This is a genomic window from Megasphaera cerevisiae DSM 20462 (assembly GCF_001045675.1).
Lineage (GTDB): Bacteria > Bacillota > Negativicutes > Veillonellales > Megasphaeraceae > Megasphaera > Megasphaera cerevisiae.
Map to the genome: position 1 here is coordinate 74,174 of NZ_LEKT01000005.1, position 22,019 is coordinate 96,192.

Consider the following 22,019-nt stretch of genomic DNA (forward strand, 5'->3'; position numbering starts at 1 on the left):
GTTACATAACAGGAGGTTTTCATGTTTTACGATCCGATTTGGGACAAACAGCATGAAGAATGCGGCGTGTTAGGCATTTTTGACAAAAATCTGGATATTCCCCGGTATATATATTGGGGACTGTTTGCCCTGCAGCACCGCGGGCAGGAAAGCGGCGGCATGGCACTGACTGATGGCAGTGATATTCATACGTTTCGCGGTATGGGGCTGATCAGCTCAGTATTCAGTGAAGGCGTACCGGAAGAAGAAGGTCATATCGGTATTGGGCATGTCCGGTATTCGACGACGGGATCCAACAATCCTCGCAATATTCAGCCGCTGGCCGTATATACACCAATGGGGCAGCTGGCGCTGGCTCATAATGGCAACTTGACGAATACGCGGATTCTGCGGGAAGAATTGGATAAAGGCGGCGCTACTTTCCAGACGACAATGGATAGTGAAATCATTGTCAATCTGATCAGCCGCAGTCAGAAAGAAACGATTGAAGAACGGATCATGGAAAGCATGAATCGCATTCACGGTGCTTTTTCCCTCGTCCTTATGACTAAGGATAAGTTATACGGCGTTCGCGATCCGCATGGGTTCCGCCCGTTATGTATTGGCCGGACGGAAAATGGTGGCTGGGTTCTGTCCTCGGAGACCTGTGGTCTGGATGCGATCGGAGCTACCTTTGTACGGGATGTAAAACCGGGAGAATTTGTCGAAATCAACGAACAGGGTGTCAAATCGACTATCTTTTCTGTAGCTGATCGCAAACAAGTTTGTTCCTTTGAATATATTTACTTTGCCCGCCCAGACAGCATTATTGACGGGCAGGATGTGTATCAGGCCCGTTTGAATATGGGCCGTGAAATGTGGAATGAAACGCAATATGATGCAGATTTGGTTATTTCTGTGCCGGACAGCGGCAATACGGCTGCCATTGGGTATTCTATGGCGTCCGGGATTCCTTTCAACCATGGTCTGATCAAAAACCGGTATATGGGGCGGACTTTTATTAAGCCCAATCAAAAGCAGCGTGAATTGGCTGTACGTATGAAATTAAATGTCGTCAAATCCGTTGTCCGCGGTAAACGGATTATTATGGTTGACGATTCTATTGTTCGCGGTACGACAAGCGGTATTATCTGTAAGCTGCTGCGTGAAGCAGGGGCAAAGGAAGTATACATGTGTGTATCCGCACCGCCGATTATGTACCCCTGTTTTTACGGGATAGATACTTCTGTGCGTAAGGAACTGATTGCCTCGACACTCAGCGTAGAACAGATTCAGAAATATATTGGCGTGGATAAGCTGCATTTTATCTCTATTGATGGCTTATGCCGGTCTATTTCCTGTATTCCCAGAGAAGATCTGTGTCTGGCTTGCTTTAACAACGATTATCCGACGGACATTCCACTGGCAAATGAAGAAGGAGAAAAATATGCTCTCGAAAGAAACAAATAAAGGATTGACTTACGCTGATGCAGGTGTAGATATTGATGCCGGCAACAAAGCTGTTGAACTTATGAAGGATTCTGTCAAGGCAACATACCGGCCGGAGGTATTGGGAGATCTGGGTGGATTTGGCGGTCTTTTTTCGCTTATGAACAGCAATTTGAAGAAACCCGTTCTTGTCAGTGGCACAGATGGTGTTGGTACTAAGCTTCGCCTGGCCATTATGATGGGGAAGCATGATACGGTTGGTCAGGATTGTGTGGCAATGTCTATCAATGATGTACTTGTCCAAGGGGCGGAGCCGCTCTTTTTCCTGGATTATATTGCTGTGGGGAAATTGGATCCGATTCAGGTAGCTTCCATCGTTAAAGGCGTTGCTGATGCCTGCCGGGAGTCCGGCTGCGCTCTCCTCGGCGGGGAGACAGCTGAAATGGCCGGGTTTTATGCCAAGGGCGACTACGACTTAGCAGGTTTTGGGGTGGGTATTGTCGATCGGGATCATGTTATTACCGGTGAAACGATCCAGTCTGGAGATGTACTCATTGGATTGCCTTCCACCGGGGTTCATTCTAATGGATTTTCACTGGTTCGTAAAATCGTTTTTGAACGGAAAGAAATGGCACTGGATCAGTATGTAGATGAATTGGGCATGACGATCGGGGAATGCCTGCTTACACCGACGCGTCTGTATCCGAAGCCATGCCTGCCTGTTATCCGTAAATTTGACGTCAAAGGGATGGTACATATTACCGGCGGTGGTTTTTATGAAAATATTCCCCGGATCCTGCCCAAAGGGATCGGCGTGGAAGTTGATATCACGGCATGGCCGCAGCTGCCGATCTTCGGCCTGTTGCAGCAATGGGGCAATGTAGATAAAAAAGAAATGTATCGTACCTTCAACATGGGGATCGGTATGATTATGGTCGTCGCTCCAGAGGATGCCGATGCGGTAATGCAGAATCTGTCTGCCCGCGGCGAAAAAGCATATGTCATTGGCCGGGCAGCTGCTTCTGACGTTCCTGTTACTTTACAGGGAGGCGCGTTTGATGACTAAGAAACGGATCGTCATTTTTGCTTCTGGCCGGGGATCGAATGCCGATGCGATTCATGAAGCTGTGATATCGGGCTGCATCAATGGAGAAATTGTAGCTCTTGTATGTGATATTCCCGGTGCATCAGTGATGGACAAGGCAAAATCCTGGGGAGTGCCGGTTATTCTGGCCGCCCGCAGGGAGTTTCCCTCTAAGGATGCCTTTGAGCAATATATAATAGACCAAATTGAGCCATTTCATGCGGATTTGATTTGCTTGGCCGGATTTATGCGCTTGTTGAGTAGTGATTTTATTTCTCATTATACGTATCGCATCATCAATATTCATCCAGCCCTGCTGCCGTCATTCCGTGGACTTCACGCACAAGGACAGGCGTTGGCTGCAGGTGTCAAAATTGCCGGCTGCACCGTTCATTTTGTCGTTCCGGATATGGATGCCGGTCCAATCATTCTGCAGTCTGCCGTGCCGGTTTTGGATGATGATACGGAGGAAACCTTGTCTGCCCGTATACTGACCAAGGAACATCCTGCGTTTGTCAAAGCCGTGTCGCTTTTCTGTGATGACAAACTGCGTATGGATGCCGGTATTGTCAAGAGAAATGATAACTGAGGAGGAATTTTGATGAAGGTCAAACGCGCACTGATTAGTGTATCCGATAAAACAGGTGTTGTTGAATTAGGCAGAGCGTTAGCCGAAATGGGTATTGAAATCATTTCGACAGGCGGTACGATGCGTACATTTAAGGAAGCAGGTATTCCCGTGATTGCTGTGCAGGATGTGACAGGATTTCCAGAAATGATGGATGGCCGTGTCAAAACACTGCATCCCAAAATTCATGGCGGTATTCTGGCTATTCGTGACAACCCGGCACATGTGCAGGCTATGAAAGAACACGGGATTCAGGGAATTGATCTTGTCGTGGTCAATTTGTATCCCTTTCAGCAAACTATTGCCAGAGCAGATGTAACGTTAGCAGAAGCAATTGAAAATATTGATATCGGCGGTCCCTGTATGGTACGCGCATCGGCTAAAAATAATAAATATGTGGCTATCGTGACAAATCCGGATACATATGGCGAAATTGTTGAAATTCTTAAAAAAGACGGTGAATTCACTGATGCGTACCGGCTGGAATTGGCTCGGAAAGCGTTCCAGCATACTGCCGAATACGATTCGGCAATTGCCGGCTATTTGGCGCAGCAAGTTGGGAAAGGAGCTGCAAAATAATGAAGGTAGCAGTCATCGGCGGCGGCGGTCGTGAACATACGCTGGCATGGAAATTGGCGCAAAGCCCGAAGGTGGAAAAACTGTATGCTATCCCCGGCAGTGCCGCTATGGCGGAATTTGCCGATTGTATTTCTATTCCTCTTTCCGATCTGGAGGGAATTGCGGCCTATTGTGCCAGTGAATGTATTGATATGCTTGTGGTCGGGCCAGAGGTTCCGCTGACAGAGGGCATTGCGGATATTTGCCGTAAAAAGGGGCTCGCTGTTTTTGGACCTGACAGGGCAGCCGCTCAATTAGAAGGCTCCAAGGTTTTTGCCAAGGATATTATGAAAAAATATAATATCCCAACGGCTGCTTATGCATCTTTTACGGATGGACATAAAGCGAAGGAATATATTCTGCAACAAGGCGCTCCCATCGTCGTCAAGGCAGATGGATTAGCTGCCGGTAAGGGTGTTGTCGTTGCCCAGACTGTGGAGGAAGCGGTAGAGGCCGTCAATGCGATCATGGAGGATCGTATTTTCGGCGCGTCAGGCGGACGCATCGTCATCGAAGAATGTATGATGGGTGAAGAAGCCAGCCTTTTGGCCTTTGTAGATGGAGAGCATATTGTTCCGATGATTGCCGCACAGGATCATAAGCGTATTTTTGATCATGATAAGGGCCCCAATACAGGCGGCATGGGAGCATATGCGCCTGCGCCGGTCGTAACAGACCCGATTCGTCAGGAGGTCATTAAAACCATTCTTTATCCCGTCGTCGCGGGCCTGGCAAATGAAGGCATTACATATCAGGGATGTTTGTACGCCGGTTTGATGATTACAGCTGAAGGGCCGAAGGTTGTGGAATTCAACTGTCGTTTTGGTGATCCGGAAACGCAGGTGGTATTGCCGCTCCTGGACGGGGATTTGGCTGATATTATGTATGCTTGTACGCAGGGGACGCTGGATGAGGATATGGTGAAGTGGAAGGCTGCCGCGGCTTGCTGCGTGGTCATGGCTTCTGAAGGGTATCCGGCATCATCGCATAAGGGAGACGTCATTTCCGGGTTGGAAGCCATAGATGGAGATACGATCGTGTTCCATTCCGGTACAGCAAAAAAAAATGGACAATATGTAACCAATGGTGGCCGCGTTCTCGGCGTAACTGCCGTAGCGCCTACACTGCAGGCCGCTATTGACAAGGTGTACGATAACGTAGATCGCATTTCCTTTGACGGTCAGCAGATACGCCGTGATATTGGTGCAAAGGGTTTGAAGCATTTACAATAACATGTGCTATACGTAACAGCATAACGGCAGTAGTTGATCATCGGCAATGATGCTGATTTTTAGCTGCTGCTTTTATCATATAGAAAAGAGGATACGTGTGTATTATGACTAAATTTGTTACAGCGGCTGAGGCTGTCGCGCTGATATCGGATCGGGCGACGGTGGCTGTCAGCGGTCACGCTGGCTTTGGAACACCAGACGGACTATTCAAGGCACTGCGGGATCGATATAATGCGACCCATCATCCACAGGCGCTGACGCTGGTCAAGCTGGCCAGTACCGGAGATAAGGGCGTACGGGGCGGCAGCCGTCTGGCCGCGGATGGACTCATTGATACGCTGATCACCAGCCATGTTGGATTGGAACCTGCGTTGGCTACATATATTCAGGAAAATAAATGCTTGACATATACGCTGCCGGCCGGGACCATGATACGCTTGTACCGGGCGATTGCGGCCGGTGCAAAGGGTATCTGGACTGATATTGGCTTGAGGACACTGGCTGATCCCCGGCTGGAGGGCTGCAAGGGCAATGTCCGGACTGCGTTAGAGGGGGAGGATATCGTATCTTTGATGCAGATTGACGGGAAGGAGTATTTGTATTATAAGACGTTTCCCATCCAGGTATGTCTGATTCGTGGCTCTATTGCTGATGAGGACGGCAATATTTCCCTGCAGCGGGAGGCGATGATCGGTGAGCAGCTGGAAATTGCCGAGGCAGTCCATAATTCCGGCGGCATTGTTATTGTTCAGGTCGAACAGCTCGTACCGCAGGGAACGCTGGATCCACGCTTGGTCAAGATACATCATTTTCTGGTCGATTATGTCGTCGTGCCGCGTCCTAAATATCATTATCAGAGTTTTTCCTGTCATGGCTATCGACCGGAGCTGACCGGTGACACCAGAAAAAAAGTAAGCGTTATGCCACACTATATGTTAGATAACCGGAAAATATGTGCTCGCCGTGCGGCCATGGAATTAAAAAAAGACAGCTTTATCAATCTTGGTATTGGTATGCCGGAAATTATTGGTGCTGTTGCAGCCGAAGAGGGTTTTGGGCATCGCCTGACCTTATCGACGGACTCTGGCATTATCGGAGGATTTCCATTATCTGATATGGATATGGGGGCAGCAGTCAATCCGGAAGCCGAATTGAAAATGGCGGATATGTTTGATATATATGATGGCGGCGGTTTGGATGTAAGCGCCCTGGGATTAGCCGAAATTGACAGAAACGGTAATGTTAACGTATCCAAATTTCATGGCCGGGTTATTGGTCCAGGCGGTTTTATCAATATTTCGCAAAATACTAAAAAGCTTATTCTGATGGGGACGTTTACTGCTGGCGGTCTGCGGGAACAGTGTGCACAAGGCCGGCTGCAGATCGAACGGGAGGGCAGATATAAAAAATTCAAGAAACAGGTCGAACAAATCACATTCTCCGGGCCTTATGCAGCGGCACGGCATCAAGAGGTCATCATCGTGACGGAACGGGCCGTCTTTACCCTCACGGCGCAGGGATTGATGCTGACAGAGATTGCGCCTGGCATGGATCTGGAACGGAATATATTGGGGCAGATGGAGTTTCAGCCGCTCATTAGTCCGGCACTGACAGTGATGGATGTACGTATTTTTAAAGATGAAGTTATGGGATTGAAGGATGAAATATGAGCAGGAACGCAGGACGGAATGTTTGGTTGTATTTTGTATATGAGGAGGCAGACATATGGAATATCGTATAGAAAAAGATTCAATGGGAGAAATCAAAGTCCCAGCAGATAAATTATGGGGGGCCCAAACCCAGCGAAGCTACGAAAATTTTCAAATCGGCACGGAAAAAATCCCATCGGAATTAGTCACCGTCTTTGCATATCTGAAAAAGGCAGCAGCTCTGGTCAATAAAGAGTTGGGCGTTGTAGACAGCCAACGGGCAGATGCTATTGCAGCAGCCTGCGATGATATTTTAGCCGGACGACTGGACGGTAATTTTCCGTTGGCCGTATGGATGACTGGTAGCGGCACCCAGTTTAACATGAACGTCAATGAGGTTGTGGCACATCGGGCAATGCAGATTCTGAAGGAAAAGGGAGAAGCTGTCACGGTTCATCCGAACGATCATGTCAATCATTCCCAGAGCTCTAATGATATTTTCCCGACAGCGCTTTATGTTGCCGGTTTGATATTGATCAAAAAAAAGCTTTTTCCTGCGATGGAAGTGCTTTTTCGGGATCTGCATGCCAAGGCGGAAGAATATATGAATATCGTTAAAATCGGCCGGACGCACTTACAGGATGCGACGCCGCTTACGCTGGGGCAGGAATTCAGCGGCTGGGCTCGTATGATCGAACGCGATAAGGAAATGCTGACGGCGGGAATTGATTTCCTGCGGGATTTGGCTATGGGAGGAACGGCTGTCGGTACGGGAATCAACTGCCCGGAGGGATATGACGTAAAATTTGCTGCTATGCTCAGTACGTTGACCGGTGAAACTTTTCACACGGCACCGAATAAATTCCAAGCCTTGACGAGTAAGGATGAATTGGTCACGGTCCACGGCATGCTTAAAGCCCTGGCTTGTGATTTGATGAAAATTGCCAATGACGTGCGGTGGCTGGCGTCAGGTCCGCGCTGCGGCATCGGTGAAATCACGATTCCTGAAAACGAGCCGGGCAGCTCGATCATGCCGTCAAAAGTCAATCCGACACAGTGTGAAGCGGTGACGATGGTAGCTGTTCAGGTCATGGGCAATGATGCTGCTATGGGCATCGCCGCCAGTCAGGGAAATTTTCAGCTCAACGTATTTATGCCTGTCATGGCTTATAATCTGGTGCAGTCTATCCGGATTTTGAGTGATGTCATGGATTCGTTTCGCCGGCACTGTGTCGTCGGGATTCAACCCAACTTGAAGAAAATTGATTACAACCTCCATCAGTCTCTGATTCTCGTTACCGGATTGGTTCCGCTCGTCGGCTATGATAAGGCCTGCATGATCGCAAAAAAGGCGGCTAAAGAAGAAATGACATTGCGGGAAGCAGCCGTTGAAACCGGCTGGGTGACGGCTGAACAATTTGACACCTATATGGATCCGGCGAAGCTAGCCGGAGTGAAGAAGTAGTAGTATTGTAGTCCCTATGTATATGTAAAAAAGACGCCTTCTCAGAGGATGGCGTCTTTTTTAATGGAGCTATTTTTTTTCATAATAGTAGCGGGTCCACATAGTCACTTCAGATAACGAAGGATGGGGCGTCATGGTTTCGCTGATAGTATATACGGAGCGAGGATCCAGGGTTCTCGTCAAAGGAAGCTTTCTCAGCATCTGCGTTGTAGGGGACGCGATTTCTTCATGAATGGGGCGGATCACGTGAGAGCCGCAGCTCATGAGTGTGATAAAAGGCTGAATTAGAATAGAGGCCTCTGGCCCGATAATGTGAGCGCCGAGAATGTGTTTTGTGCTTTTGTCCAAGATCAGCTTCACAAAGCCGTCATCACTGTCGCCTGGTTCATAGCCCAGCGAGTACCCTTTGGCTGAATCTGAATAGTGATTAATCGCTATTTCAATCTCATATCCTTCTTTACGGGCCTGATCTTCGGTCAGACCGACATGAGCGGCTTCAGGATACGTGTATGTAACGGCGGGTACCGTTTCGTAGCGGGCCCAGCGCCAGCTTTGCGGCGGATTACCGGAAAATAGATTATGAGCAAGGATTTCTGATTCGTAATTGGCCTTATGGCGGAATGGGGCCAGCCCATTGATGTCGCCGAGAGCCCAAATACCGTCAGCACTTGTTTCCAGAAATTCATTTGTGGTAATATAGCCGCGGTTATCCGTTTGGATATCTGTATTTTCTAAATGAAGAAGATCCGTCAACGGTTTAATGCCCGGGGCAATCAGAATTTCCTGAGCCCGGATGCTGCTTTCTTCTCCTGTCGTGCGGTTGCGGAAGGTGAGTACCTTTTCGCCGCCGTCTATGTGGACAGAAACGGTGTCCTGATTGAGACGAACGTCTATGCCGTACGAAACGAATTGACGGAGCAGAAAGGAAGATATATCGACATCCTCTTTAGGCAGAAGACGGATATTATGCTGAACGATTGTAACTTTGGTACCGGCAGCATTAAAAACATGGGCAAATTCGCAGCCGATAGGACCGCCTCCGACGATAATCAGACTGTTATAAGGCTGGGCGGGATATTTTTCACCAAACAAGGTTTCCGAGGTCAGATATCCCGCTTCTTCCAGTCCGGTCAGAATCGGGATATTCGTACGGGCGCCGGCACCAATAAAAATTTTGCTGCCGTCTATTTCTGCCTCCGTACCATCATGGAGTGTAATCGTAAGCGATTTTTTGCCTGAAAAAGAAGCCGTGCCTTCGTATATATCAATGTTGGGGTATTGATCATAATATGTTTTAATGCCTATGCTTTCATTGACTTTTTTCCAAAGGCGGCGTGACATGAAATCCCAATCCAAATGGACGTCTCCAGCATGAACACCGATACGTTCCGCTTCTTGTATTTCGCGGATACGATTAGCTGCCGTGACCATCAGCTTTGTCGGGATACACCCCCGATTGAGACAGGTGCCGCCGAACCGTCCTTTTTCAATAATCGCAATGCGCTGCCCCTGTAAAAGCGCGGCATCGGCTACGATATTTGCAGCGCCTGTACCGATAATAATGACATCATAATGTTTCATGTGAACCCTCCTTATAGGCTGCGTTTGACAGATAATAAAAAACACATGTTTTATATGCAATGATCTACATTTGTTTGTATACTTATTTTGTATGGTTTAAGTATACGAGGAAAATCTTTATTTGGCAAGAGGAAATGCTGGCTGACGCTCTGCGTTTTGCAAGAAGCATTACTTTCTTTCGTTATTTATACGATCATACGGATGTGATATATGTTCGCAATCTGTAGGGATTAGATGGATCGAACTTATTTTCCCGTGTTATATACGAAACCCATTTAGGCTTGGTAGAGGCCTTCGGTGGTGCAGTAGCAAAGATTGTCTGCCGGTGCTGGATTTTATCGGACAGGCCAACCAGAGTGAGGATAAAAAGGAATGAAATCAGAGCATTATAGTATTTCCTCAGGACTGAAGAAAATTATTGAAGGAATGCCATTGCCGGCGCATTCCCTCGCGGTGTATCAAAGGGATAAAAGAAAGGCCAATCAGATGATTCTCACGGACGAGTGGATTTTATTATTATTGCCGATTATTCAAAGGGCAGTGCTAGACATTTTAGTTTTTCTTATGCACTTCAGATTGCTTTATTTCTCTGTCCCGTTCAGATGGCGAAATTAGTTTACGGCAGTTTTAACGTAGACAGGTCAGAATTCCGGTATATTTCCTGTAAAAAATGAGGATCAAGTATTATGTATGCTATAAAAAGATGATTTAAAGCGCGACATACTTAATTAGAATAGACAAAAATAGTACTTGAAATTTTCACAGGAAAGGTCAATAATATAACAAAAAGTTTTTAATTTATTACGGTATTGGTTAAACGAGGTTGGGAAGGTATGGAAATGAACGTGTCCTTTTCTGAAGGGCTGTGTATTGCACATAAGCTTGAAAATGGTGAAGGGGTGCAGTCTCTTATTGAACATCTGCAGCATACGGCTGAATTGGCAGGAGAGTTCGGTCGGTATGCGGGTATAGAGAAGCTGGCTTACCAGTGCGGACTGTATCATGATATGGGAAAATATTCGGATACTTTTCAACGGTATATCCGAGGAAATTTTCACGGACGGGTCGATCATTCTACTGCGGGGGCCCAGCTTTTTATGAAATCAGGCGAGCTGCTTCAGGCGTTTTGCATTGCCGGACATCATGCAGGTCTTCCGGATTTCGGAAATAAGATGGATCCAGAGTCTGAGCCGACGCTGTGTGGACGGTACAGGAGAAGTGTGCCCTGCTGCAGCCGTTATCATGAGGAACTGCCTGATCCAGACAAGCTTGATTACGGTCCGCTTCAGGATAGATTCGGCAGCGGCATTCAAACAATGCTTTTAATCAGAATGCTTTTTTCGTGTCTGGTGGATGCGGATTTTTTAGATACAGAAGAATATATGAAAAAGGGGAAAATACGAAGAGGGGATTTTGACAGCCTTGCTACTCTTCGTATTTTGTTTTTTAAAGAATTAAAAAAACAGGGGTATATGGATCCCAAAAATGAACTGAACGGAGAGCGGAAGAAGATACTTGACCGGTGTATTGCACAGGCAGCGCAGTCTCCCGGACTGTTTACACTGACGGTTCCCACCGGAGGAGGGAAAACGGTATCCTCCATGGCTTTTGCCTTGGAACATGCGGCCCGGTACGGAAAATGCCGTATTATTTATGTGATTCCTTATACGTCCATCATTGAGCAGACCGCTGATATTTTCCGCCGTTTCTTAGGCGAAAGAAATGTGGTGGAGCATCATATGAATGCAGTTTACGATGATACGGAGCTCCATCCGGATCCTAAAAAGCTGGCTTCGGAGAATTGGGATGCGCCGGTGATTGTCACAACAAATGTACAGTTTTTTGAATCTCTTTTTTCCAACCGCACCTCACGTTGTCGGAAGCTTCATAATATAGCAGGCAGTGTCATTGTTTTTGATGAAGCACAGATGTTTCCCCTGCCATATTTAAAGCCGGCGCTTCAGTCCATTCAGGGACTTTTGACTTATTATGGATGTACCGCAGTTTTCTGCAGTGCTACACAGCCTCATTTGGACCGCTTTTTTCAAAATACGCCAATTCCTGTCAGGGAGATCATGGAAAATATTTCCGGGGTTTATGATTTTTTCCGGAGAGTTACATTTCATTTTCTGGGATTGGTGGAATATGATGAGGTGGCGGAGCGGATGATGTCTATGAAGCAGGTTCTGTGCGTGATGCTTACCAAGCATGAGGCACAAGAGCTTTATGAGCGTATAAAAGGACCAGACTGCTTTTATTTGTCGACTAATCTGTGTCCAGTCCACCGTTCCCAAGTGATTAGACAGGTGAAGGAAAGGCTCGCGGCAGGTCTGCCCTGCCGGGTTGTCTCAACAACGGTTATTTCTGTTGGTGTGGATATTGATTTTCCCACCGTTTTTCTGGAGCAGTCAGGATTGGACAGTCTGATTCAGGGAGCGGGACGGTGCAATAGGGAGGGAAAGCGACCTGTACATACAAGCGGTGTGTATGTGTTTAAAACTGATGCTGTGGCAGATTCCCGTTTTATGAGGCAGGAACGGCAGGTGACGGATCTGGTGGGAAAGAGGCATCCAGATGTGTCGAATCCTGAGGCCATTGAAGATTATTTTGACAGTCTGTACCTTGCTAAAGACCAGTCGCTGGATCAAAAGAATATTATCCGCTTGTCAGAGCTCCTTGCTTTTGTTTCGGTCAATGATCAGGTGCAGCTTATCGGAGATGCTTCTAAAACCGTGCTGATCCCTTTTAATGAAGAGGCTATGGAAATTATCAGACAACTTCGTATAGGCATACGTACAAGAGCACTTATGCGGGCAGCGGGGCGATATGCGGTGAATGTCCGTTTTGCCTCGTCGCCGCATCAAAAGCGGCAGGCATTCGAGCAGCTCCGGGACCGGGGACAAATTGAGCTGTTGGATATGCAGATGGCAGTTCTGACTGATGATTCAGCGTATGATCGGGATAAACGGGGACTGCTCTATGAAGAGGAGGAGGGATCGGGTATCATGATTTAAGAAGAATATTTTTTAAAAGAGTTGGCGGAGAAGGGAGGATATTATGAGCTATGGTGCAAAAATAGAATGCTGGGGAGGCTATGCCTGTTTCACACGTCCGGAAATGAAAACGGAGCGTGTATCGTATGATGTGATGACTCCTTCGGCGGCCCGGGGAATTGCGGAAGCTATTTTCTGGCATCCGGGACTCCGGTATGTAATTGATGAGATTGATGTGATGAATCCTATCCAATTCACAAATATCAGGCGGAATGAGGTAAAATCAAAAATCTTAGTATCGAAGGTGCTGGCGGCGGCTAAAGGAAATAAGGAACCGCTGGCAATTATTACAGCGAAGGATATTCAGCAGCGTGCAGCTACCGTGCTGAGAAATGTTCATTACTGTATTACACTTCATTTCGAGATGACAGACTGCGCAGGCGAACGGGATAATCCGGGAAAGTTTAAAGAAATGCTGACAAGACGTGCCAGAAAGGGACAGTGTTATCACCAGCCTTATCTGGGATGCAGAGAATTTCCTGCCCGATTTCGTCTGGTAGAAGAAGAGGAAGTGATAGTTCCTTATCCGGACACGAGAGATTTGGGCTATATGCTTTTTGATATGGATTATCATGATAAGACCCATATTGTTCCCCGGTTTTTCAGAGGGAAACTGCAGGATGGAGTTCTTGATTTACGAGATTGTGAGGTGCATCAATGATCCTCCAATCGCTGGTCAGACTGTATGAAACACTTCAGAAACAGGGGAAGATAGTGGGAGAAGGCTGGTCCTCGGCTAAAGTAACGGATGCCATTCAAATCGATGGGCACGGGCGGTTTCAAGGGATTATCTCTGTGCGGAAAAATGCAATGCGGGGTAAAAAAGAAATAGAACTGCCGGCTGTTATGACAGTGCCACTGCAGCATAAAAAAGCAGTTAATGTGTGCGCTAATTTTCTATGTGATAGTTCCAGTTATCTTCTTTGTATGGATGATAAAGGAAAGCAAAAGAGGACGGAAAAGTGCTTTCTGGCGGCCAGAACGCTGCATCATGATGTGCTTGATGAGTGCCATGACCCCTATGCAGAGGCGCTGCTTTTGTTTTTCGACACGTGGAATGCAGAAGCGGCAAGGCAGAATCCGGTTGCAGCAGAAAATTATGATGAGATCATGCAGGCAGGCAGTTTGGTTTTTCAAATCAACGGTCAGTACGCGCATGAATGGCCAGCTTTCAAGAAAGCATGGGATGATTATCTACAGAGAAAGAGTCATGAAGGGAATCCTGTACGGGAGCAATGCCTTGTTACCGGGAAAGAAAATCAGCCCATTGCGCTTCTTCACCCAAGTATCAAAGGGGTAAGAGGTGCACAGAGCAGCGGCGCTTCACTGGTTTCTTTTAATGCACCCGCTTATGAATCATATGGGCATAAAGGTGAGCAGGGACTGAATGCGCCGGTGAGTGAATATGCGGCTTTTGCTTATGGCGCAGCTTTAAACGCGCTGTTGTTGGACAGAGAGCATACACAGCTGATAGGGGATGCAACGACAGTATATTGGTCGGAGCATGCCCAGACAGTATGTCAAAATATCATTTCGGCAGCTATTAACGGAATGGATGATTCTATGGATGACAGGACTCTGAATAATGTCATGGAGCATATGAAAGAAGGAGTAGCTCTGGAGATACAGGGAGTTATCATACGTCCTGACGAGCCTTTTTATATATTGGGGTTGGCGCCTAACGCGGCCCGCCTGTCTGTGCGTTTCTTCCTGCGCAGTACTTTCGGACAGGCTCTGATGCATTTAGGTGAACATCAGCAAAGAATGGAAATTGTCCGTCCTTCCTGGGAGAAACGATCTATCATTCCCTTGTGGCTGCTGCTGAAAAAAACAGCCAACAGCCATTCTCAGGATAATGCGGCATCTCCTCTTATGGCAGGAGCACTTTTTCAGTCTATTTTGACAGGCCGTATTTATCCTGAAGCTTTGTTCCAGAACCTGATGCTCCGTATTTTTTCAGAGCAAGATGAATATAGCGAAAAGGGAACCCGTATTTCTGAGAAAATCGGATCAGTGCGGGCGGCAGGGCTAAAGGCATATTTATTAAAAAATCATCCAAGTCGATGGGAGGGAAAGATATTTATGAATGTTAATGATAACTGCAGAGAAATGGCATATATTCTGGGACGCCTGTTTTCTGTTCTTGAAAATGTACAGCAAAGTGCAAATCCCGGGATTAATGCAACGATTAAAGACCGTTATTTTAATTCAGCCTGTGCGACTCCGGCTTCTGTTTTTCCTGTTTTATTAAAATTGGCGAATTCACACTTGGCAAAGTTGGAAACACCTTTTCAGGTTGTTTTTAATAAAAAAATCGGGCATTTACTGTCTCTGATTATCATGCCTGATGAAGGAGTGCCGATACCCAATAGACTGAGTCTGGAAGAACAGAGTGCCTTTGTTCTCGGATATTATCAGGAGACACAGGACCGTTATACGAAAAAGGGGGAAAAAGAAAATGACTGAACCGATTCATAACCGCTATGATTTTGTAATTCTCTATGATGTAGAAAATGGGAATCCCAATGGAGACCCTGATGCCGGGAATATGCCGAGAATTGACCCTGAGACAGGACTGGGGCTTGTTACCGATGTCTGCCTGAAGAGAAAGATACGGAATTATGTAGACGTAGCTAAGGAAAATAAGGACGATCAGAATGTACCGGAAGGAAGCCAAGGTTATAAGATTTATATCAAGGATACAGTGCCCTTGGAAAAAAGTGACCAAAGTGCCATTACTTATTACGGTATTGATGATATTAAGGAAGCAAAGAAAAAAAATCCTGATATTGACGGAAAGATACGGGATTTCATGTGCCGGAATTTCTTTGATATCCGTACTTTCGGTGCAGTTATGACTACTTTTGTTAAGGGCGCTTTGAACTGCGGCCAGATCCGCGGGCCTGTGCAGATTGGTTTTTCACATAGTATTGACCCTATTGCGCCTCAGGAAGTCACCATTACAAGAGTAGCTATTACAACCTTAAAAGATGCAGCTAACAAAAAAACTGAAATGGGCAGAAAGTATATCGTTCCTTACGCACTGTACCAGGCAGAAGGGTATATTTCAGCAAACCTGGCCAGAAAAGTAACAGGATTTTCTGAAGAGGACCTGGAATTATTCTGGAATGCAGTCATCAACATGTTTGAAAATGATCACTCGGCAGCACGGGGAAATATGGCAGTGCGTGAACTGATTGCATTTAAACATGACAGTGAACTTGGCAATGCACCGGCCTATAAATTATTTGACCGGGTTCATGTGAGCCGGAAGGACAGCACGAAGCCGCCCCGTTCTTATGAAGATTATGAAGTCTCCGTGGATACTTCGGACTTGCCGGAGGGAGTATCCTGTATTCGTAAGATATGACCTATACAGAGGATGATTACCTGATGATCTCCGGCCTGCAGCATTTTGTTTTTTGCCGGAGACAATGGGCATTAATCCATGTAGAATGTATCTGGGAAGAGAATCGGCTTACTGCGGAAGGAGAAATTCTTCATAAAAATTCTCATAATGAGGGACTGATTACAAAAAGACCGGGAATCCTTATTACCCGGGGCATGAGAGTATCTTCTCCTATCCTGGGGGTGGCCGGTCAGTGTGATGTGGTTGAATTTATCCGTTCGGAGGAGGGGGCTGTCCTTCATGGACACCGTGGAACGTGGCAGGTTTGCCCTGTTGAGTATAAACGCGGAAAAGACAAGCAGGATGAAAGTGATAGATTGCAGCTTTGCTGTGAAGCCATGTGCCTGGAGGAAATGTTGTCCTGCAGGATTTCTTACGGATATCTGTATTATCATGAAATCAGGCACAGACGAAAAGTGGATCTGACTACGGAAATGCGTCAGTATGTACGGGATATGACAGAGGAAATGCATCATTATATGAAGCGGGGATATACGCCGAAAGTCAAGACGGGAGCTTACTGCAATGCCTGCTCTGTAAAAAATCTATGTATTCCACGGCTGTGCAGGAATCCTTCTGTAGCGTCATACTATAAAAAAATGATGGAAGGGGCAGATGATGAGACATCTTCTTAATACGTTGTTTGTGACATCCCAGGAGATCTATCTTTCACTGGAAAATGAAAATATTGTGGCATGGAAGGGAAATCAGATTGTCCAGCGTCTGCCTCTACTGAATTTGGAAAATATTCTCTATTTTGGACATAAGGGAGCAAGTCCTGCCCTTTTGGGCGCCTGTGCAAAAAGGAACATCGGCTTTTGCTTTTTTGATATGAATGGACGTTTTCTGGCCCGTGTTTCCGGCACAGTACGGGGCAATGTACTACTCCGTAAAATGCAGTACCGTTTGTCAGACAGCGATAAAGAAAGCTGTGGGATAGCTCGGTTTTTTATCATGGGAAAAATCTTAAATGCTCGTACGGTATTAATGCGGATGGCGCGCGACCACCCCTTGTCTGTGGATCAGGAGAAATTCACCCATATCATAAAAATGTTTCTCCGGTCCGCTTCTGATGCACAAACAACGTCAGATACAGATGAACTCCGGGGGATTGAGGGAAATGCTGCCCAACTATATTTTTCAGTTTTTGACCAGCTGATTCTGCAGAATAAGAAAAGCTTTTATTTTCAGAGACGGATCAAACGGCCTCCAGCAGATTTTGTCAATGCCATGCTGTCATTTACCTATACGATATTGGCTCATGACTGCGCATCTGCCTTGGAGGGTGCCGGTTTGGATTCGTATGTGGGATTCCTTCATAGGGACAGACCTGGCAGAGAGTCTCTGGCATTGGATTTGATGGAAGAACTGAGAAGTATTTATGCAGACCGCTTTGTGCTTACACTGATCAATAACCGTCTGATCCTTCCCGTTCATTTTCAAAAAAAAGAAAATGGGGCGGTCTGGTTGAATGATGACGGCCGCAAAGTTCTTCTGGCAGAATGGCAGAAGAAGAAACAGACAATGATTGTCCATCCGTTTTTGCAGGAAAAAATTTACTGGGGATTAATTCCTTATGTACAGGCTCTCCTCTTGGCACGGTATATCCGTGGAGATATGGATGGATATCCTGCATTTGTGGGGAGGTGAGTAGATTGCTAGTTCTTGTCACTTATGACGTTAATACCAAGACAACTCAGGGGAGAAAACGTCTTCGGCAGGTAGCACGCTGTTGTGTGGCCCATGGGCAGCGGGTACAGAATTCAGTATTTGAATGTTCACTGGACGAGGTACAGTATGTAATTTTGCGAGACAGACTATCCAGTTTAATTGATGGAGAAAAAGATAGCCTCAGATTTTATAATCTGGGGAATCATTATCAAAGAAAAATTGTGCATGTCGGTGCCAAGCCGACATATGATCCAGGTGAGCCTCTGATTTTATAGCGCGAAGTATAAGCATACACAAAATATAAAGGCTGAAATCCTTGGTTTTATGAACTATAAAAATGACCTAGACAGAGGTTCGCGGAAAATGTAGAAAAAGGTCTGATAAAATCAATGTTATTTAAGAGTACTGTCGTATCCTTCACGGGATGCGTGGATTGAAATGCGTACAGGATATATTGATTGATCAGATACGGACGTCGTATCCTTCACGGGATGCGTGGATTGAAATCGGCATCCATCCCCCTTTTTGCCAAACCAGTTCCGTCGTATCCTTCACGGGATGCGTGGATTGAAATCCAGTGGCTATGCCCTAGTAGGAGAAAACGGCGCGTCGTATCCTTCACGGGATGCGTGGATTGAAATTAATACAGATGTTGGTGGAATGACAGACTTACATGTCGTATCCTTCACGGGATGCGTGGATTGAAATATGTGCCGGCCAATATGACATATGATGATTGGCAGTCGTATCCTTCACGGGATGCGTGGATTGAAATCTTTCTTTTCGCACAATCTCCACATTGGCATTGCGTCGTATCCTTCACGGGATGCGTGGATTGAAATAACCTGTTTGGGGAAGTAAAACCTTTGCTATGCTGTCGTATCCTTCACGGGATGCGTGGATTGAAATTTCGGCCGCTTTACGGGCTTTTATAGCGTCATCAGTCGTATCCTTCACGGGATGCGTGGATTGAAATAAAAGCGCATGCGTTGTATGTAAAGTCTCATGGATGTCGCATCCTTCACGGGATGCGTGGATTGAAATATTTATAGGTGTCCCCATATTGTCAAATCCATTAGTCGCATCCTTCACGGGATGCGTGGATTGAAATGTCGATCAAAGATGTATCTATCCGAATGCTGTCAGTCGCATCCTTCACGGGATGCGTGGATTGAAATACGGCAGCGTCCTTTAAAGTAATTCAGCAGCCCGGTCGCATCCTTCACGGGATGCGTGGATTGAAATTTGTATAAACGGCTGGGCGCATTCGTTTGCTTCGTCGCATCCTTCACGGGATGCGTGGATTGAAATGCGTGTTACTAACCACACATTTTTGCTTTTTCTAAGTCGCATCCTTCACGGGATGCGTGGATTGAAATAACTGGGCAGCGAACAAAGAAGTCGATCTATCTTGTCGCATCCTTCACGGGATGCGTGGATTGAAATATACGCAATAAATGTTATGTGTACTAATGCTTCTGTCGCATCCTTCACGGGATGCGTGGATTGAAATAGGACTCGAAGGAGCTCCGGATGTCGCCCCAGCAGTCGCATCCTTCACGGGATGCGTGGATTGAAATTGTCAAGGACGTTGATCAGAGAATGGCGAAATAGGTCGCATCCTTCACGGGATGCGTGGATTGAAATCGGAAGAAGCGGTTATATTGGATCCATTTGCAGGAAGTCGCATCCTTCACGGGATGCGTGGATTGAAATATGGGAGACATGCTGTCAATAATATCGGAGTGGGTGTCGCATCCTTCACGGGATGCGTGGATTGAAATGCATATTGTTAGTATTGCGCCTATGCCACCTTTAGTCGCATCCTTCACGGGATGCGTGGATTGAAATCTAAAATTCGTTCCTTAATTAATTTAATTGCCGTGTCGCATCCTTCACGGGATGCGTGGATTGAAATCGGAAGAATTGTATCTGTCGATGGAACAACCGTGGTCGCATCCTTCACGGGATGCGTGGATTGAAATTTTGCTAAAAGGGATTAATTTAAAGATAAGCGCGGTCGCATCCTTCACGGGATGCGTGGATTGAAATTACTGTGCAGACCAACAAGACCACGCAGGATGGGGTCGCATCCTTCACGGGATGCGTGGATTGAAATCCTCCTTCCTTAACGGTGGCATCAATATTATTAAGTCGCATCCTTCACGGGATGCGTGGATTGAAATTATCTAGCCTTTTTATTGTTTGGATTTTAACGGTGTCGCATCCTTCACGGGATGCGTGGATTGAAATGAAAATGAAGACGTATTAGAACCATTCTGGGTGTGTCGCATCCTTCACGGGATGCGTGGATTGAAATTCAAAACGCGGCAAAGGAGATAAAGAAGTTATCAGTCGCATCCTTCACGGGATGCGTGGATTGAAATCTTGCATATAGGTGGGAAGATCGAATGCACTGGGGTCGCATCCTTCACGGGATGCGTGGATTGAAATTGTTATTAATAAGCCAATCGGGGAGCGTATTGCCAGGTCGCATCCTTCACGGGATGCGTGGATTGAAATACCAAATGATGCATCGGGGAGACCTGATTGTAAAGTCGCATCCTTCACGGGATGCGTGGATTGAAATCTGTTTTAGAATTTGGGGAGCTGGCAAGTCTCTGTCGCATCCTTCACGGGATGCGTGGATTGAAATGATATAACCAAAAGCAAATTGAGCGGATGATGTAGTCGCATCCTTCACGGGATGCGTGGATTGAAATTACAAATATACAGAATAGATGACTACTTTGCCAAGTCGCATCCTTCACGGGATGCGTGGATTGAAATAGTAATGGAAGGAGCATAAAAATTATGGAAATCAAGTCGCATCCTTCACGGGATGCGTGGATTGAAATCATGATATGTACCCAGAAGGGATTAATCAAACGGCGTCGCATCCTTCACGGGATGCGTGGATTGAAATATTGGTCATGCCAATTCGGCAGGCATTATCTACGCGTCGCATCCTTCACGGGATGCGTGGATTGAAATTATACCAGTGTTTAAAAAATGAATAAAAGAAAAAGTCGCATCCTTCACGGGATGCGTGGATTGAAATGTGTGGATGCTTACAAAAAGAAGTCGCCAAGAAAGTCGCATCCTTCACGGGATGCGTGGATTGAAATGTTGGATAATGACACACAAAAGCAAAAATTCACACGTCGCATCCTTCACGGGATGCGTGGATTGAAATAAAACGCATCCACTGTAGTAAATTATTACAAAGCGTCGCATCCTTCACGGGATGCGTGGATTGAAATATCAAAAAATGTGGTTTCTGCTTCCAACACCGTAAGTCGCATCCTTCACGGGATGCGTGGATTGAAATTGTAAGCATAGTAAAGGACAATGGGCAGGCAAGCGTCGCATCCTTCACGGGATGCGTGGATTGAAATGATCCGATACCAATACCACCTATATGCTGAAACAGTCGCATCCTTCACGGGATGCGTGGATTGAAATATACAATGATAATTTTTATTGTCTTATTTCCGTACGTCGCATCCTTCACGGGATGCGTGGATTGAAATAGCGTCCGTTCGCTTATAAAGATCGGGGTAACTAGTCGCATCCTTCACGGGATGCGTGGATTGAAATTGTATAGACGGGCAACTGCCCGTTTCGACACCTGTCGCATCCTTCACGGGATGCGTGGATTGAAATCATGCGTCATTTGGATAAGAACCCCGTAATGTCGTCGCATCCTTCACGGGATGCGTGGATTGAAATAGTTTCTGTCCCTTTATGCTGCAAAATATCCCTTGTCGCATCCTTCACGGGATGCGTGGATTGAAATCCATTGCTTACACGCAATGGTATAAAATTGTCGCGTCGCATCCTTCACGGGATGCGTGGATTGAAATAGTTTCTGTCCCTTTATGCTGCAAAATATCCCTTGTCGCATCCTTCACGGGATGCGTGGATTGAAATCTCAATAGTACAATGTAGTTAGTGCTAGCATAAAAATAGTACAAGCCAAAATGAGAAAATCCTATACATGAAACCATGATACAATAGAAGTATCAGAAACGGGAGGAACTTATAATGGCGAAGCACTTTGATAAACAATTTAAACTGGATGCCATCCAATATTATCATGATCACCGGGATCTGGGGTTGGTCGGTTGTGCCAAAAATCTTGGCATAAGCCAGCAAACCTTGTCCCGATGGCAAAAAGAATTACGAGATACGGGAGACA

General features: G+C 46.3%; 15 protein-coding genes and 1 CRISPR repeat array. Of the genes, 14 read left to right on the top strand and 1 reads right to left on the bottom strand.

The window, feature by feature from the left end:
- Positions 1 to 21: 21 nt before the first annotated feature.
- From purF to fumC, 7 genes are all read left to right on the top strand, one after another.
- Positions 22 to 1,449: an amidophosphoribosyltransferase gene (gene purF, locus AB840_RS02695; protein ID WP_048513289.1), complete on the top strand. Its 1,428-nt coding sequence runs from the start codon at positions 22 to 24 to the stop codon at positions 1,447 to 1,449.
- Positions 1,427 to 2,494, top strand: coding sequence for a phosphoribosylformylglycinamidine cyclo-ligase (gene purM, locus AB840_RS02700; protein ID WP_048513290.1), 1,068 nt, complete (start codon positions 1,427 to 1,429; stop codon positions 2,492 to 2,494). The genes purF and purM overlap by 23 nt, the downstream gene beginning before the upstream one ends.
- Entirely contained in the window at positions 2,487 to 3,101 is a 615-nt protein-coding gene (gene purN / locus AB840_RS02705) for a phosphoribosylglycinamide formyltransferase (protein ID WP_048513291.1), read from the top strand. The genes purM and purN overlap by 8 nt, the downstream gene beginning before the upstream one ends.
- Before the next feature lie 12 nt (positions 3,102 to 3,113).
- Positions 3,114 to 3,719 (top strand): IMP cyclohydrolase, encoded by a 606-nt coding sequence (locus AB840_RS02710; protein ID WP_078791645.1) that lies wholly within the window; start codon positions 3,114 to 3,116, stop codon positions 3,717 to 3,719.
- Entirely contained in the window at positions 3,719 to 4,990 is a 1,272-nt protein-coding gene (gene purD, locus AB840_RS02715) for a phosphoribosylamine--glycine ligase (protein WP_048513292.1), read from the top strand. The genes AB840_RS02710 and purD overlap by 1 nt, the downstream gene beginning before the upstream one ends.
- 104 nt (positions 4,991 to 5,094) lie before the next feature.
- Complete coding sequence (locus AB840_RS02720) at positions 5,095 to 6,660, top strand: acyl CoA:acetate/3-ketoacid CoA transferase (protein ID WP_048513293.1); 1,566 nt, start codon at positions 5,095 to 5,097, stop codon at positions 6,658 to 6,660.
- A 55-nt stretch (positions 6,661 to 6,715) separates the two neighbouring features.
- Complete coding sequence (fumC, locus tag AB840_RS02725; protein ID WP_048513294.1) at positions 6,716 to 8,104, top strand: class II fumarate hydratase; 1,389 nt, start codon at positions 6,716 to 6,718, stop codon at positions 8,102 to 8,104.
- Between the two features lie 69 nt (positions 8,105 to 8,173).
- On the opposite strand, the gene AB840_RS02730 is transcribed toward fumC, so the two are convergent.
- Complete coding sequence (locus tag AB840_RS02730) at positions 8,174 to 9,685, bottom strand: dihydrolipoyl dehydrogenase family protein (RefSeq protein WP_048513295.1); 1,512 nt, start codon at positions 9,683 to 9,685, stop codon at positions 8,174 to 8,176.
- Positions 9,686 to 10,518: 833 nt separating this feature from the next.
- Between AB840_RS02730 and AB840_RS02740 the strand changes: the two genes are divergently transcribed.
- Genes AB840_RS02740 through cas2 form a run of 7 tightly spaced genes read left to right on the top strand, consistent with a single transcriptional unit; the run spans position 10,519 to position 18,093 of the window.
- Positions 10,519 to 12,699 carry a CRISPR-associated endonuclease Cas3'' gene (locus AB840_RS02740; protein WP_078791646.1) on the top strand — a complete coding sequence of 727 codons (2,181 nt, stop codon included), beginning with the start codon at positions 10,519 to 10,521 and terminating at the stop codon, positions 12,697 to 12,699.
- A 43-nt stretch (positions 12,700 to 12,742) separates the two neighbouring features.
- Complete coding sequence (cas5c, locus tag AB840_RS02745; protein WP_048513298.1) at positions 12,743 to 13,399, top strand: type I-C CRISPR-associated protein Cas5c; 657 nt, start codon at positions 12,743 to 12,745, stop codon at positions 13,397 to 13,399.
- Entirely contained in the window at positions 13,396 to 15,204 is a 1,809-nt protein-coding gene (gene cas8c, locus AB840_RS02750; protein ID WP_048513299.1) for a type I-C CRISPR-associated protein Cas8c/Csd1, read from the top strand. The genes cas5c and cas8c overlap by 4 nt, the downstream gene beginning before the upstream one ends.
- Positions 15,197 to 16,108, top strand: a complete 912-nt coding sequence (cas7c, locus tag AB840_RS02755) for a type I-C CRISPR-associated protein Cas7/Csd2 (RefSeq protein ID WP_048513300.1) — start codon at positions 15,197 to 15,199, stop codon at positions 16,106 to 16,108. The genes cas8c and cas7c overlap by 8 nt, the downstream gene beginning before the upstream one ends.
- 23 nt (positions 16,109 to 16,131) lie before the next feature.
- Positions 16,132 to 16,782, top strand: coding sequence for a CRISPR-associated protein Cas4 (gene cas4, locus AB840_RS02760; RefSeq protein ID WP_236684543.1), 651 nt, complete (start codon positions 16,132 to 16,134; stop codon positions 16,780 to 16,782).
- Positions 16,763 to 17,797 (top strand): type I-C CRISPR-associated endonuclease Cas1c, encoded by a 1,035-nt coding sequence (gene cas1c, locus AB840_RS02765; RefSeq protein ID WP_234984809.1) that lies wholly within the window; start codon positions 16,763 to 16,765, stop codon positions 17,795 to 17,797. The genes cas4 and cas1c overlap by 20 nt, the downstream gene beginning before the upstream one ends.
- Positions 17,794 to 18,093 (top strand): CRISPR-associated endonuclease Cas2, encoded by a 300-nt coding sequence (cas2, locus tag AB840_RS02770; RefSeq protein WP_253184855.1) that lies wholly within the window; start codon positions 17,794 to 17,796, stop codon positions 18,091 to 18,093. Before cas1c ends, cas2 begins: the two co-directional genes overlap by 4 nt.
- A 132-nt stretch (positions 18,094 to 18,225) precedes the next feature.
- A CRISPR array of direct repeats spans positions 18,226 to 21,751; the repeat unit is 33 nt; unit sequence GTCGCATCCTTCACGGGATGCGTGGATTGAAAT.
- Positions 21,752 to 22,019 lie beyond the last annotated feature (268 nt).

Bases quoted from the DNA above. Each gene is read 5' to 3' on its own strand.
- purF (WP_048513289.1), top strand. From the start codon at position 22: ATGTTTTACGATCCGATTTGGGACAAACAGCATGAAGAATGCGGCGTG.
- purM (WP_048513290.1), top strand. From the start codon at position 1,427: ATGCTCTCGAAAGAAACAAATAAAGGATTGACTTACGCTGATGCAGGT.
- purN (WP_048513291.1), top strand. From the start codon at position 2,487: ATGACTAAGAAACGGATCGTCATTTTTGCTTCTGGCCGGGGATCGAAT.
- AB840_RS02710 (WP_078791645.1), top strand. From the start codon at position 3,114: ATGAAGGTCAAACGCGCACTGATTAGTGTATCCGATAAAACAGGTGTT.
- purD (WP_048513292.1), top strand. From the start codon at position 3,719: ATGAAGGTAGCAGTCATCGGCGGCGGCGGTCGTGAACATACGCTGGCA.
- AB840_RS02720 (WP_048513293.1), top strand. From the start codon at position 5,095: ATGACTAAATTTGTTACAGCGGCTGAGGCTGTCGCGCTGATATCGGAT.
- fumC (WP_048513294.1), top strand. From the start codon at position 6,716: ATGGAATATCGTATAGAAAAAGATTCAATGGGAGAAATCAAAGTCCCA.
- AB840_RS02730 (WP_048513295.1), bottom strand. From the start codon at position 9,685: ATGAAACATTATGATGTCATTATTATCGGTACAGGCGCTGCAAATATC.
- AB840_RS02740 (WP_078791646.1), top strand. From the start codon at position 10,519: ATGGAAATGAACGTGTCCTTTTCTGAAGGGCTGTGTATTGCACATAAG.
- cas5c (WP_048513298.1), top strand. From the start codon at position 12,743: ATGAGCTATGGTGCAAAAATAGAATGCTGGGGAGGCTATGCCTGTTTC.
- cas8c (WP_048513299.1), top strand. From the start codon at position 13,396: ATGATCCTCCAATCGCTGGTCAGACTGTATGAAACACTTCAGAAACAG.
- cas7c (WP_048513300.1), top strand. From the start codon at position 15,197: ATGACTGAACCGATTCATAACCGCTATGATTTTGTAATTCTCTATGAT.
- cas4 (WP_236684543.1), top strand. From the start codon at position 16,132: ATGATCTCCGGCCTGCAGCATTTTGTTTTTTGCCGGAGACAATGGGCA.
- cas1c (WP_234984809.1), top strand. From the start codon at position 16,763: ATGATGAGACATCTTCTTAATACGTTGTTTGTGACATCCCAGGAGATC.